Source organism: Pseudomonas sp. JUb42 (assembly GCF_024807945.1).
Taxonomy (GTDB): Bacteria; Pseudomonadota; Gammaproteobacteria; order Pseudomonadales; family Pseudomonadaceae; genus Aquipseudomonas.
In genome coordinates, this window is the sequence record NZ_JANUFD010000014.1 from 110,659 (window position 1) to 123,872 (window position 13,214).

Here is a 13,214-nt window from a genome sequence, read left to right on the forward strand (position 1 = left end):
CATGACCTGTGTGGGCGGCTCTCTGTGGGCGATACGGAGGTGCTAATACTGGGATTAGCGGTGCTGCGAGGCCCGATCAGGAGACGTCCTTATAATCGGGGGGAGATTATAGCGATGAAACGCCTGAAATTGATCGAAATAAAATGACTTTTGTTCGCTGATCGGTCAGGCCGTGAGCAAAGGACGCCGACGGGACCGCGCGGGTGCGCGAACGACGCGGGCTGTAGCGGGCAATGGCTGGTTCAGCCAGCACAGGCGCGACTCGTTTATTTCCACCCAGTCATGGCCGGCGGGCGGCTTGATGCAATGCTTGAATGCGCGGCAGATACCGGCCTGGTCTACCCGTGCATAGTGGCGATGCTGGCGAAAACTGAACAAAGACCAGAGGAAGTCCATGGTCCGGCTCCTTTTGTGTGAGTACGCCCAGCATCTCAGGCGCAAGTGACATGGCAGTGACGTGCCCATGACATCTGTGTGGCTGAACCATTGCGCTCGCATAACGGTCCCATTTTCAACTGGTGAGTCGCGGTTTGACGCCGCTATACTGCGGCACATTCGGAGTTACCCCCATGGAGAAATTGAGCATGCTGCGTCGCTTTTTGTTTGGTTTGCTTGCTGTAGGCACCTTGACCCTGGTCGGTTGCGCCAACAGCCCGCAACAACTCAGCCCGCAACCCAAACTGAACAGCCAGTTGGCCCCTGTCGGCCGCGGTCAGCCGGTTGTGGTACGCGTGGTCGACGGCCGTCCGAGCCCGACCCTGGGCACGCGTGGCGGCCTTTATCCGGAGACCAGTGCGGTGACCGTCCAGGCCAATGACCTGCTGCCCAAGCTGCAGGCCCAGGCCGAAGCCGCCGTGCGCCTGTTGGGCTTCACCCCGACCGGCAGCGCCGGTAACGCGCCGCAACTGACCGTGACCCTGGCCGACCTGAAATATCAGTCGCCCAAGGAAGGCATGTACGTGACCGAGGCCACCATCAGCTCGACTTTCCGTGCCGATATCCAGAACAACGGTCGCAGCTACAGCGGGCGCTACGCGGCGTCCCTGAACCAGCGCTTCGGCATGGCGCCGAACCAGGACACCAACACCAAGCTGGTCAGCGACGTGTTGAGCGATGCCCTGACCCGCCTGTTCCAGGACCCGAGCGTCGGCCAGAACCTGGCTAACTGATTCGGTTTTTCCGTAATACAAAAAAGCCCGGCTCTCATTACAGGAGGCCGGGCTTTTTTGCATTTGATCGAGACACCTACAGAAAACTGTGCCTTTTAAGCCGCCTGCTGATAGAAATCGAGAAAGCTGAAACCAGTCTCTTGATCCATCTCCGGCAGGTCGTGATGCTGATGGCCGCCGATGGCGCAGTACACCAGCCAATGACGGTCCTGAATATTGAAGGAGAGGGCGTCGACCAGCGCCTGCTGTTCATCGCTGGGGGCGATCAGGTAGAGGCGGTCCTGGTTGGTTGCATGCAGCATCGGGAACTCCGGAAAGTCAGGTGCATCCTTGAGGACCGATACCGTGCCCGATTCAGGTTACGTTAAGGTGACGAACGTTAAATTGGCCGGGTAGATCAATCTGAATCCCGGCGTCTGTGCAAAGCGGCGCCACCGAGGCCCGCATGTCGTCCCTTCCTTTCACCCCTGCCATCATTCTAAATCTGCTCGCCCTGGTGGCTGCTGCGCCGGGTATCTGGTTGCTGCTGGTTACCCGAAACAGGGAGCAGCGCGAACTGGATCATCTTGCGGCCCTGACCGAGCAGGCGCCATTCGACGAGCCGATGTATCTGATGGATGTGGCGAGCCTGCGGATGAATCGCTTGTGCTACCGCGTCGGTTTTGCCTGCCTGGGGTTGGCATTGTTGACGTCGTGGCTGAGTACGCAGTTGCACGTTTGACGCAGGATTGTGGGAGCGGACTCATCCGCGAAAGAGCCAGTTCAAAACCTCTTTCGCGAATGAATTCGCTCCCACACTCGCGCCAGCTCTTGTCAGAGTGCCAGTCCGGCCTTGATCCGGTACTGATTACGCACGGGCGTCGCGTATTGCAGGATCAGGTAAGGACGATGTTCCACCGGGCAGCCCTCAAGACGGCGTTGCCATTCTTCCCTGGCCTTGGCCAGTTCATCAGCGGCGAACACCTCATCGGCCTGCGGCACGTTCAGGCTCGCGTCGGCATCTGACCACTGCGCATAGGCCAGGTAATGCACGGGGAACAAGCGATAGCCGCCGAGAATCTGCCGATCCATCTCGATAGCCAGTTGCTTGGTATCTTCGAACAGCTCGCTGATCGGCGGGGCGAAATTGATGTGGACACGACCTTTATAGCCGGTAATGCCCAGGGCAATGCTGACGTCATCCTCGCCTGAGGCTTTGGTGTAGCTGCCGGTGGTGGCACGGATGTACAGCTCGCGGGCCTTGGCCTGGTCGCAGGGATCATATTCGTAGCTGATCGAAACGGGCGTCAGGTTCAGCGAGCGAATCACCTCGCCAAACGGCTCGTCCTTGCGGCTCATATGGAACATCTTGAGGATTGCCGACTCAGTACGGTCGTCGCCGTCCTTGGCCCGGCCTTCGGCCTGGGCGATCCAGATCGAGGCGCAATCGTTGCGGATCGAGTGGTTGATATAAGCCGAGAGCAGCTGATAAGCCGCCATCTTTTCCCGCCGCCCGGCAATCGAACGGTGCACGATAAAGCTCTTGTTCAGGCGCATCAGATCGCTGACGAAGGGCTTTTGCAGCAGGTTGTCGCCGATGGCGATGCGCGGCGTCGGCAGTCCGGCGTGATACACGGCGTAATTGACGAACGCCGGGTCCATGACGATATCGCGGTGGTTGGCCAGAAACAGGTAGGCCACCCCGGACTTGAACTGCTCGACGCCGGTGTAGGTCACACCGTCAGTTGCCCGTTCGATGGTGTGATCGACGTAGGCTTCGACCTTGTCCTGCAAGGCGGCGACCGAGTCGATCCCGGCGAATTCGCGGCGCAGGCGATGGGCGATGACCGGTTGCAGCAGCCAGCCCAGGCTTCCCGACAGGCGCGGGAAGCGAAAATGAGTGAGGATAGCGAGAAATGCTTTGTCACCGAGCAAGCGCGCCAGGACAGCGGCTACTTCGGTGTCGTCGTACGGTCGGATGGCATCAAATTCGCCCATCATGTTCTCTTGTTGGAAATGGCTGAATGGAAAACCGGGGCTTTAAAGATATTGTCGTCTTAAATTGAAACAAATGACCCCTTAACAGCCCGCGATTATACGCACAACTCACCCCGGAGGCCCTGATGCAGGAAATACAGGCTTATGACTGCCCATATTGCGGCGAACCGGTAGAAGCGGTGCTGGATCTGTCCGGCGGCGACCAGCAGTACATCGAGGATTGCCCGGTGTGCTGCCGACCTATCGTGTTCGACCTGCAAACCGATGGCGAGGACTGGAATCTGGACGTACGCAGCGAGAACGAGTGATGCAGAAAATCTACGAGCCGGAAAACCTCATGGAAGGCGAGTTGCTCCAGGCGATGCTGGCTAGCGAGGGCGTCGAGGCCCATCTGACCGGCCGCCACCTGCTGGGCGGGATCGGCGAGCTGCCGGTGTTCGGCCTGCTGGGTATCAGCGTCGACAACGATCAGGCCGAGCGGGCACGGGCGCTGATCACTGCGTACAATGGCGCGTCACCCTTCAGCGGTGACGAGCCGGACGTCTTCCCTGATGTATTGGTTTGTTAACTCACCCGTAAGCACGAGTCCGATTGCCCCATGTGTGGACGTTATGCCCTGTTTCGATGGACGCCCGCCTTTGCGGCTTTGCCCGGTTTTCCCGGCGATCAGCGAGCGCAGTGGAATATCTCCCCCGCCGACAGCGTGCTGATGATGCGCGCCAACCCCGAGGCGCCCGGCGATGTCGAGCTGGCGCGGGCGCGTTGGGGGCTGACCCCGGCCTGGCTGACCGACCTGTCCCGCACCCCGGCCCATGCCCGCGCCGAAACCCTGGCCGAGCAGCCGATGTTTCGCGATGCCTTTCGTCAGCGCCGCTGCCTCCTGCCCGCCAACGGCTTCTATGAGTGGCGTGGCAGCGTGCGCAAACGGCCATTCTGGCTCACGCCGGGGGAGGGCTCGGCACTATTCTTTGCGGCGATCTGGGAGGCGTATCCGGTGCAGGAACATGTTTATCTGAGTGTTGCGGTGGTGACCCAGGCGGCAGCGACCCAGCGCCGTCCTCTTATTCTCGACAGCGCCGGGCAAAAGACCTGGCTCGATGCAGAGGCCTCGCAACCTGCGTTGCTCAGTCTGCTCGCCAGCCCACAAATGGCCTTGCGTGAGCGGCCGTTGGCCAATCTCGTCAACGATCCTAAATTGAATGCACCGGAATGTTTGACGCCGTTGGGGTCCTGAAACACGCCGGGTGAGAACGTATTGGTAAAACAGCAGACTAAAGAGCACTGTTTCCAGGGAGCATCACCATGCGTCAGCTATTTATCTTGAGTGCCCTCAGCGCGGGGTTGCTGCTCGGCGGTTGCCAGGCCGTCAATACCACCCAGGGCGACGCCGTGGGTGTCGAGCGCAAGCAATACATGTTCAGCATGCTCTCGACCCAGGAGGTCAACGAGATGTATGCCAAGTCCTACACCGAAACGGTGAGTGAGGCGGGCACCAAAGGTGTGCTGGACAAGAACAGTGCCGAAGCCAAGCGTGTACAGACCATCGCCAATCGCTTGATCGCCCAGGCGCCGAAGCTGCGGCCGGATGCGGCGCAGTGGCAGTGGGAAGTGAACCTGATCAAGAGTGACGAGCTGAACGCCAACTGCGGGCCGGGCGGCAAGATCATTGTCTACAGCGGCCTGATCGATACCTTGCAACTGACCGACGATGAAATCGCCGCGGTGATGGGCCATGAAATCGCCCACGCCCTGCGTGAGCATGGTCGTGAAGCCATGTCCAAGGCCTATGGCGTGGCCATGGCCCGACAGGGTGCCGGGGCGCTGCTGGGGATGGGCGAGGACAGCCTGAAACTGGCCGATACTGTGGTCAATTACAGCCTGACCCTGCCCAACAGTCGCAGCAATGAAAACGAAGCCGACCTGATCGGGCTGGAGTTGTCGGCGCGGGCCGGTTATGACCCTAACGCCGCCATCACCCTGTGGCAGAAAATGACCCAGAAGTCCGGCGGCGCACCGCCTGAGTTCATGAGTACGCACCCGGCTTCACAAAATCGTATTGCTTCGTTGCAGGCAGCCATTCCCAAGGTCATGCCGTTGTATCAGCAGGCACCGAAGTCCTGACCCCCGCAAAGGCGGATCGCGTCGCAACGACACGATCCGTCGTCGTCACACCCAGCCACTGACCTGCATGGCGTTGTAAACCGCGACTATGGCCAGGACGAAGAACGAACAGGCAGCCAGGCGACGAATCAGCGTCAGCGGCAGTTTCTCTGCGGCGAAATTACCGGCCAGCACCACCGGCACGTTGGCCAGCAACATACCCAGGGTCGTGCCCATGATCACCATGAACAGGTGGCCGGTGTACTGAGCTGCGAGCATGACCGTGGCGATCTGCGTCTTGTCGCCGATCTCGGCGATGAAGAAGGTAATCAGGGTGGTCATGAACGGGCCGAACTGACGTTTGGTACTGGCTTCGTCGTCGTCCATCTTGTCCGGCACCAGGGTCCACAGCGCCGTAGCGGTGAAGCTGGCGGCGAGGATCCAGTGAAGTGCTGCGTCGGAGACGAAACCGCTGAACCAGGCGCCGACGGCACCGGCGGCGGCATGGTTGGCCAGGGTCGCGGCAATGATGCCGGCGATAATGGGCCATGGCTTGCGGAAGCGAGCGGCAAGAATGAGAGCAAGCAGTTGGGTTTTGTCACCGATCTCGGCAAGCGCAACAATACCGGTGGGGACCAACAGGGATTCCAGCATCAGGGTTCCTAAGGGGCGGGTCGACACGGCTATGACACGTACGACCTTCCCGCCCCGGGTAAGGTGTTCGTGTCATAGGTCTTGTCAAACCTCGGATCTATCTAAGTAGATTCCGGGTCGTACGCACCATGGTCTGAGGACCAAGTATGTTGATGCGTACCGGACGAGCGCTGGGCTCGTGGGAGACTACTCCCCTAGGACGGAGCGGATTTTGCCTACCTCAATGCCATTGAGCAAGCACTTATTTCACTTGCGTTTGGCGTTGTAAACGCGGAAGCCATTGCCTTCGGCCTTGGTCACGCAGGGGCCCAGATGCTCTTCGATCAGCGGTTGGTAGCGCAGGAAACTATTGGCAACCAGCCGAAGAACGCCGCCATTTTTCAGATGTTGCCGCGCTTTTCGCAGCAGGTTTTCCGTCGCCTGATAATCCGTGTGCACCCCGACATGGAACGGCGGATTGGTCAGGATAGTGTCCAGGCCCATCGGCGCGGCGTCGATGCCATCACCGGTAATCACCTCGGCTTCCAGACCGTTTGCCGCCAGGGTCAGGCGACTGCTGGCAGTGGCAAAGGCATCGACATCGAGCATGGTTACGCTGTTATGCGGGTAACGCCGCTTGATTGCCGCGCCCAGGACGCCAGCACCACAGCCGAAATCCAGCAGGTGACCGCTTGGCAGCTTGTCGAGGTTTTGCAGGAGCAGCGCCGAACCACGATCCAGGCGGCCATGGCTGAAGACGCCGGGCAGGCTGATCACGGTCAGGGGGCCGTCTTCCATCTCGATGGGATAGCGCTGGGCCAGGCTTTCCAGTTCCACGGCCTGGGGCGCGTCTTCCACGGTGACTTGCCAGAGCTGGCAATGGCGGGCGCTGTCGAGCTTGCGGGCGCGGCCGAAGGGGCTTAACTGGCGGGCTGCGGCTTCGATGCCGGAGCGCTTTTCGCCGACCAGGAACAACTCGCGACCGGCCAGGCGTGAGGCGAGGGCGTTGAGCAGGTAGTCGGTCAGGTCCCGAGCCTTGGTCAGGAACAGCACGGCCGCGTCGAAGCCATGCTCGGGCGCGTTGACGCCGAAGTGCGTGCGCTCCGGGAAGCGTGCGTCGAGCGCCGCCTGATCACCGGCATGCCAGCACCAGCCACGGGCATTGGGCAGCTTGCCCAACAGATCGTCGGCGGGCAGCCCGGTCAGCAGCAGCGAGCCCTGAAACAGCTCGGCCTGCCGGAGTAACACTTCACTGCGCGGGTCCATGACGGGCTCCTGGAAAAAGGGGCGCAGTTTAGCAGGGTTGTCGGTGTCCGCGGATTTCAGACGGGCGCTGTAGGAGCGAGGCTTGCCCGCGAAGGCTATCTCTCAGGCCCTACAGCTCTATCGGATGTACCGGCCTCTTCGCGGGCAAGCCTCGCTCCCACAGGTTTTGTGTTTGTCGCGATAGCGTTGTCAGCTGACCACTCGCAGCTCCTTGCCAGCAAAAAACGCCTGGGTATTCTCGGTCACCTGGCTGACGATGCGCTGTCTTGCCTCGCGGGCGCCCCATGCGCTGTGAGGAGTGATGATCAGGCGTGGAATATCATCAGCCAGCAGTGGATTGCCGGTCACTGGCGGTTCGACTGTCAGCACGTCGGAGGCCGCGCCACCCAGGTGTCCGCTGCGCAGGGCGTCGGCCAGGGCCTGTTCGTTGATCAGCCCGCCGCGAGCGGTATTGACGATAAAGGCGCCGGGCTTGAGCAGGCTCAGGGCGTGGGCATTGATCATGTCGCGGGTGTGCTCGTTCAACGGGCAGTGCAGGGTCAGAGCGTCGACCTGCGGCAGCAACTCGGCCAAAGGCAGGCGATCCGGGCGGGCAGGGCGGCCGGGAATCTGCCCGAGCAGCACGCGCATGCCGAAGGCTTCGGCCAGTTTCGCCACCGCGCCGCCCAGTTCGCCATGACCGAGCAGGCCAAGGGTTTTGCCTTCCAGTTCGACGATGGGGAAGTCCAGCAGGCAGAACTGCTTCGATTTCTGCCACTGACCTTGCTGCACGGCGCGCTGATAGTCCGGCAGGGACGTAGCCAGGGCCAGTAACAGCAGCAGGGTGTGCTGGGCCACCGACGGTGTGCCATAGCCCTGGCAGTTACAGACGGTAACGCCATGTTCCCGGGCGGCAGCCAGGTCGACATTGTTAGTGCCGGTGGCGGTGATCAGCACCAGTTTCAGGTCCGGGCAAGCGGCAAAGGTCGCGGCGTTGATCATGATCTTGTTACTGATCACCACCTGCACGCCTTGCAGGCGTTCGATCACCTGATCCGACGTGGTACTGGCATAGAGTTGCAGGTCGCTGAAACAGGCACGCAGCGCACCCAGATCAAGGTCGCCCAGGTCCAGGGAGGTATGGTCGAGGAAAACTGCTTTTGCTTGATTACTCATCAGCTGTACCTTTTTCAAAGAAAGGGGAAGGCGTAGATTGTTTCAACTTTTGTAATCGCCATGACCCTGGAGGCCTTATGTACTGGGCGGAGTTTCTCACTGTTGCCTTGATTCACCTGCTTGCGGTTGCCAGCCCCGGCCCCGATTTTGCCGTAGTCGTACGCGAAAGCGTTACCCACGGGCGTAAAGCGGGCACCTGGACCGCCATGGGCGTCGGCACCGCGATCTTCCTGCATGTCGGCTATTCGCTGCTGGGGATCGGCCTGATCGTTTCGCAATCTATCGTGCTGTTCAATGCCTTGAAATGGGCGGCTGCCGCATATCTGTTGTACATCGGCATAAAAGCCCTGCGCGCCAAACCCGCCAGTGCTTCTGACGCTCCGGTCGATATCGCCACCGGCGTACGCACTGCCCGGGGCGCCTTCACCAGCGGCTTCATCACCAACGGCCTGAACCCCAAGGCGACGCTGTTCTTCCTGTCGCTGTTCACCGTAGTCATCAACCCGCACACACCACTGGTGGTGCAGGCCGGTTATGGCGTCTACCTGGCCCTGGCCACCGCCCTGTGGTTCTGCCTGGTGGCACGGCTGTTCAGCCAGGAGCGAGTACGCGCCGGGTTTGCCCGCATGGGGCACTGGTTCGATCGGGCCATGGGCGGGGTGTTGATTGCCATTGGCGTGAAATTGGCGTTGACCGAGGCGCATTAAATCTCACGAAATCGTAGGACCGGCTTTAGCCGGGAGGGTGCTCTCGCGGCGAAAGTTGCTCCTACAGGTTTCAATGTTACTGCCCTTCACGCCATTTCCGCCCTTTCAAGCGACCCTGACGCCAGAATTCCTACGCACGTTTGTCCAGCAAATCATCCCTTCGGCTGATTTGGCTGGCGGGCGAGGGCTCTAGAGTGCATATTTTTTCGGCCAAGCCTGTGCACCACGAAAAGGGATTCTTATGTTGCAGACTCGCGTTATTCCGCCCGCTGATGGCGCCTACCAATACCCTCTGTTGATCAAACGGCTATTGATGTCCGGCAGTCGCTACGAAAAGACACGCGAAATCGTCTACAGGGATCAATTGCGCTACACCTATCCGACCCTGGTCGAGCGCGTTGCGCGCCTGGCCAATGTGTTGACCAATGCCGGGGTCAAGGCCGGGGATACCGTGGCAGTCATGGACTGGGACAGCCACCGTTACCTGGAGTGCATGTTTGCCATCCCGATGATTGGCGCGGTGGTGCACAAGGTCAACGTGCGCCTGTCCCCGGAGCAGATCCTCTACACCATGAATCACGCTGAAGACCGCTTTGTCTTGGTCAACAGCGATTTCGTCGGGCTGTATCAGGCGATTGCGCCAAACCTGACCACGGTGGAGAAGACCCTGCTGCTGACCGACCTGCCGGAAAAGACCGCCGAGCTGCCCAATCTGGTCGGCGAGTACGAGACCCTGCTGGCGGCGGCGAGCCCGGAATACGAGTTCGAGGATTTCGACGAGAACTCCGTCGCCACCACCTTTTACACCACCGGTACCACGGGCAATCCCAAGGGTGTGTACTTCAGCCATCGGCAACTGGTGCTGCACACCATGGGCGTGGCAGCGATCATGGGCTGCATCGACAGCGTGCGTCTGCTCGGCACCAACGACGTCTACATGCCGATTACGCCGATGTTCCATGTGCATGCCTGGGGCGTGCCGTATGCGGCGACCATGCTCGGTCTCAAGCAGGTCTATCCCGGCCGTTATGACCCGGAACTGTTGGTGGAATTGTGGCGCAAGGAGAAGGTGACCTTCTCCCATTGCGTGCCGACCATCATGCAAATGGTGCTCAACGCCAAGGCCGCCAAGGACGTCGATTTTGGCGGCTGGAAGATCATTATCGGCGGCAGCTCCCTCAATCGTTCGTTGTACGAAGCGGCCAAGGCCAAGGGTATCCAGTTGACGGCGGCTTATGGCATGTCGGAAACCGGGCCGCTGGTGTCGGTGGCGCACTTGAACGACGAGTTGATGGCGGGCACCGAAGACGAACGCATCAGTTACCGTATCAAGGCAGGCGTGCCGGGCATGCTGGTCGAAGCGGCGGTGGTCGACGAGCAGGGCAACTTCCTCCCGGCCGACGGCGAGTCCCAGGGCGAACTGGTACTGCGCGCCCCGTGGCTGACCGAAGGTTATTACCGCGAGCCGGAAAAGGGCGCCGAACTCTGGAAGGGTGGCTGGCTGCACACTGGAGACGTCGCCACCCTGGACAGCATGGGCTTTATCGATATCCGCGACCGCATCAAGGATGTGATCAAGACCGGCGGTGAATGGATTTCTTCCCTGGCCCTGGAAGACCTGTGCAGTCGCCATCCGGCGGTGCGCGAAGTGGCCGTGGTGGGTATTGCCGATCCGCAGTGGGGCGAGCGACCCTTTGCGCTGCTGGTCGCCCATGAGGGGCAGACCATCGATGCCCGGGACTTGAAGGAGCACCTCAAGCCTTTCGTCGAGTTGGGGCATATCAATAAATGGGCGATCCCCCACCAGATTGCCCTTGTTACTGAAATTCCCAAGACCAGCGTAGGCAAGCTCGACAAGAAGCGCATCCGCCTGGACATCATCGAATGGCAAAGCACTAACAGCACCTTTCTCTCCACGCTCTAAGCCCTGGCCCGCCGAGCTGCTGCCGTACGGCGGGCCGCTCTGGCGGGCGCGTTGCTTGCCAAATCAGAAAATTAAGCCATCCTCCCTGCACCTGTTGGAAATACAGGGCAAATAGCCATTCCAGACGGTTTTCACGCTGCAAATCACACTTTAGAGGGATCAAGCAGTTCAGCCTGCTGGCTATAGTCGGCACAGGACAACCAGAGCGTTAAACGACCCGCGCTTGTATGGCGGCCTCCTTAGGCTGCGAGACGCGGGACGTACCCGGCAGGAGCAGAAGTTGAAGGCCGGGGCGCTCTGCAAGTACTCACTGCCATAAAAATAAAAGCACATGGAGTAGCGTCGATGACATCAACAAACCAGTTCTGGCGCCGGGCGAAACTGCCTTTGGCCGTCAGCCTCGCTTCTACGCTCGCAGGTCCCGCGTTCGGCATCTCATTCAACATCGGGGAAATCGAGGGTAATTTCGACTCGTCGCTGTCGCTGGGCGCCAGTTGGTCCACGCAAAGCCCGAACAAAAACCTCATCGGTTCCAACAACGGCGGCCACGGCCTGTCGCAGACTTCCGATGATGGCCACCTGAACTTCAAGAGCGGCGAAACCTTCTCGAAGATCTTCAAGGGCATTCACGATCTCGAGCTGAAGTACGGTGATACCGGCGTGTTTATCCGGGGCAAGTACTGGTATGACTTCGAGCTCCAGGACGAGAGCCGCGAGTTCAAGGACATCAGCAATTCCAACCGCAAAGAGGGCGCCAAGTCGTCTGGCGGGCAGATCCTCGACGCCTTCGTCTACCACAACTACTCCATCGGCGATGAGCCGGGGTCGGTACGTTTTGGTAAGCAGGTCGTCAGTTGGGGTGAAAGTACCTTCATCCAGGGCGGTATCAACAGCATCAACCCGGTCGACGTTTCAGCGTTCCGCCGGCCTGGCGCGGAAATCAAGGAAGGCTTGATTCCGGTCAATATGTTCTATCTGTCGCAAAGCCTGACCCAGAACCTTTCCGCTGAAGGTTTCTACCAGCTGGAATGGGACCAGACAGTGGTCGACAACTGCGGCACTTTCTTCTCGCAGCCAGACGTAATTGCTGACGGTTGCAGCAACAACCTGGCGGTATTGCGCAGCCGCAGCGGCCTGAACAGCTCTCTGCAGGCCGCCGGTCTGCCTGCCACGGCGCGTGGTGCCGTGCTCAACTCCCTGGGCCAGCAAGGCGTGAACTTCGGCAACCCGGACGAGGGCGCCATCGTCAAGCGCGGCCCGGATCGTGATGCCCGGGACAGCGGCCAGTTCGGCGTCGCGTTTCACTACAACTTCGAGCCGCTGGACACCGAATTCGGTGCCTACGCCATGAACTATCACAGCCGTGCGCCTATTTTCAGCGGCAAAGGCGGTCCGGCCAGTGCCTACAGCGCTTCCGGCCTGGTCGGTTCGCTAGTGCGCAACGGCATTCCACAGGCAACCGCGACGGCCCTGGCGCCGACCCTTCTGCCAGTGGTCGTTGCCGCCAACTCCAGCTACTACGTCGAATACCCTGAAGACATCCATCTGTATGGCCTGAGCTTCTCCACCACCCTGCCTACCGGTACGGCGTGGAGCGGTGAATTCAGCTACCGTCCGAACGCACCGGTACAGCTCAACACCACTGACATCCTGTACTCCGGCCTGAGCCCGCTGAACTCCAGCGTCTCCCTGCTGCAAGGCACGCCGGGGCAGGATCAGAAAGGCTACCGCCGCAAGGAAGTCAGCCAACTGCAAACCACCTTCACTCACTTCTTCGACCAAGTCATGGGTGCCGAGCGTCTGACTGTAGTCGGCGAGGTGGGCTGGACCCACGTCGGCGGCCTGGAAAGCACTTCCAAACTGCGTTACGGGCGTGACCCGAGCTATGGCCCTGGCCCATTGCCTAATGGCCAGTGCACCACGCTCAACGCCAGCACCCTGGCTGGCGCACCGCTGAACAACCTCAGCCGCTACTGCGAAAACGACGGCTTCACCACCACCGACTCCTGGGGCTATCGCGCCCGGGCGATCTGGGACTACAACAGCGTTTTCGCTGGTGTGAACCTCAAGCCAAGCGTGGCCTGGTCTCATGACGTGAGCGGTTACTCGCCAGGTCCTGGCGGCAACTTCGAGGAAGGTCGCAAGGCTATCAGCCTGGGTCTGGATGCCGAATACCAGAACACCTACACCGCGAGCCTTTCCTACACCAACTTCTTCGATGGCAAATACACCACCGTGGATGACCGCGACTTCGTTGCGCTCAGCGTTGGCATGAACTTCTAA

Annotated in this window: 15 protein-coding genes and 1 riboswitch; of the genes, 9 read left to right on the plus strand and 6 right to left on the minus strand. The window is 60.3% G+C overall.

Features of this window, described 5'->3' with window-relative positions:
- Nucleotides 1-165: 165 nt before the first annotated feature.
- Nucleotides 166-396 (minus strand): hypothetical protein, encoded by a 231-nt coding sequence (locus M2401_RS25140; RefSeq protein ID WP_259107170.1) that lies wholly within the window; start codon nucleotides 394-396, stop codon nucleotides 166-168.
- Between the two features lie 188 nt (nucleotides 397-584).
- Here M2401_RS25140 and M2401_RS25145 point away from each other — a divergent pair, with 188 nt between their 5' ends.
- Nucleotides 585-1,169 carry a YajG family lipoprotein gene (locus M2401_RS25145; RefSeq protein WP_259107172.1) on the plus strand — a complete coding sequence of 195 codons (585 nt, stop codon included), beginning with the start codon at nucleotides 585-587 and terminating at the stop codon, nucleotides 1,167-1,169.
- A 95-nt stretch (nucleotides 1,170-1,264) separates the two neighbouring features.
- On the opposite strand, the gene M2401_RS25150 is transcribed toward M2401_RS25145, so the two are convergent.
- Nucleotides 1,265-1,471, minus strand: coding sequence for a hypothetical protein (locus M2401_RS25150; protein WP_259107175.1), 207 nt, complete (start codon nucleotides 1,469-1,471; stop codon nucleotides 1,265-1,267).
- Nucleotides 1,472-1,614: 143 nt separating this feature from the next.
- On the opposite strand from M2401_RS25150, the gene M2401_RS25155 reads away from it, so the two are divergent.
- Complete coding sequence (locus M2401_RS25155) at nucleotides 1,615-1,890, plus strand: hypothetical protein (RefSeq protein WP_259107182.1); 276 nt, start codon at nucleotides 1,615-1,617, stop codon at nucleotides 1,888-1,890.
- 92 nt (nucleotides 1,891-1,982) lie between these two features.
- On the opposite strand, the gene M2401_RS25160 is transcribed toward M2401_RS25155, so the two are convergent.
- Complete coding sequence (locus M2401_RS25160) at nucleotides 1,983-3,149, minus strand: 1-acyl-sn-glycerol-3-phosphate acyltransferase (protein ID WP_259107183.1); 1,167 nt, start codon at nucleotides 3,147-3,149, stop codon at nucleotides 1,983-1,985.
- A gap of 122 nt (nucleotides 3,150-3,271) precedes the next feature.
- Between M2401_RS25160 and M2401_RS25165 the strand changes: the two genes are divergently transcribed.
- The 4 genes from M2401_RS25165 to M2401_RS25180 all read left to right on the plus strand — a co-directional run bounded on the left by M2401_RS25165 (nucleotide 3,272) and on the right by M2401_RS25180 (nucleotide 5,267).
- Nucleotides 3,272-3,454: a CPXCG motif-containing cysteine-rich protein gene (locus tag M2401_RS25165; protein ID WP_259107184.1), complete on the plus strand. Its 183-nt coding sequence runs from the start codon at nucleotides 3,272-3,274 to the stop codon at nucleotides 3,452-3,454.
- Entirely contained in the window at nucleotides 3,454-3,714 is a 261-nt protein-coding gene (locus M2401_RS25170; RefSeq protein ID WP_259107186.1) for a DUF2007 domain-containing protein, read from the plus strand. Before M2401_RS25165 ends, M2401_RS25170 begins: the two co-directional genes overlap by 1 nt.
- Nucleotides 3,715-3,744: 30 nt before the next feature.
- A complete protein-coding gene (locus tag M2401_RS25175) occupies nucleotides 3,745-4,380 on the plus strand; it encodes an SOS response-associated peptidase (RefSeq protein WP_259107189.1) in 636 nt (211 codons plus the stop codon).
- Between the two features lie 68 nt (nucleotides 4,381-4,448).
- Nucleotides 4,449-5,267, plus strand: coding sequence for a M48 family metallopeptidase (locus tag M2401_RS25180; RefSeq protein ID WP_259107192.1), 819 nt, complete (start codon nucleotides 4,449-4,451; stop codon nucleotides 5,265-5,267).
- Between the two features lie 45 nt (nucleotides 5,268-5,312).
- On the opposite strand, the gene M2401_RS25185 is transcribed toward M2401_RS25180, so the two are convergent.
- The 3 genes from M2401_RS25185 to M2401_RS25195 all read right to left on the minus strand — a co-directional run bounded on the left by M2401_RS25185 (nucleotide 5,313) and on the right by M2401_RS25195 (nucleotide 8,300).
- Complete coding sequence (locus M2401_RS25185) at nucleotides 5,313-5,900, minus strand: TMEM165/GDT1 family protein (protein WP_259107194.1); 588 nt, start codon at nucleotides 5,898-5,900, stop codon at nucleotides 5,313-5,315.
- Nucleotides 5,901-5,988: 88 nt separating this feature from the next.
- A riboswitch (yybP-ykoY riboswitch) is annotated at nucleotides 5,989-6,107 on the minus strand.
- 39 nt (nucleotides 6,108-6,146) lie between these two features.
- Complete coding sequence (locus tag M2401_RS25190; protein WP_259107197.1) at nucleotides 6,147-7,145, minus strand: class I SAM-dependent methyltransferase; 999 nt, start codon at nucleotides 7,143-7,145, stop codon at nucleotides 6,147-6,149.
- Nucleotides 7,146-7,334: 189 nt separating this feature from the next.
- Nucleotides 7,335-8,300: a 2-hydroxyacid dehydrogenase gene (locus M2401_RS25195; protein WP_259107200.1), complete on the minus strand. Its 966-nt coding sequence runs from the start codon at nucleotides 8,298-8,300 to the stop codon at nucleotides 7,335-7,337.
- Nucleotides 8,301-8,377: 77 nt separating this feature from the next.
- Between M2401_RS25195 and M2401_RS25200 the strand changes: the two genes are divergently transcribed.
- From M2401_RS25200 to M2401_RS25210, 3 genes are all read left to right on the plus strand, one after another.
- Nucleotides 8,378-9,007: a LysE family translocator gene (locus M2401_RS25200; RefSeq protein ID WP_259107203.1), complete on the plus strand. Its 630-nt coding sequence runs from the start codon at nucleotides 8,378-8,380 to the stop codon at nucleotides 9,005-9,007.
- A gap of 241 nt (nucleotides 9,008-9,248) precedes the next feature.
- A complete protein-coding gene (locus M2401_RS25205) occupies nucleotides 9,249-10,931 on the plus strand; it encodes a fatty acid--CoA ligase (protein WP_259107205.1) in 1,683 nt (560 codons plus the stop codon).
- A gap of 345 nt (nucleotides 10,932-11,276) precedes the next feature.
- Nucleotides 11,277-13,214: a DUF1302 domain-containing protein gene (locus M2401_RS25210; protein WP_259107208.1), complete on the plus strand. Its 1,938-nt coding sequence runs from the start codon at nucleotides 11,277-11,279 to the stop codon at nucleotides 13,212-13,214.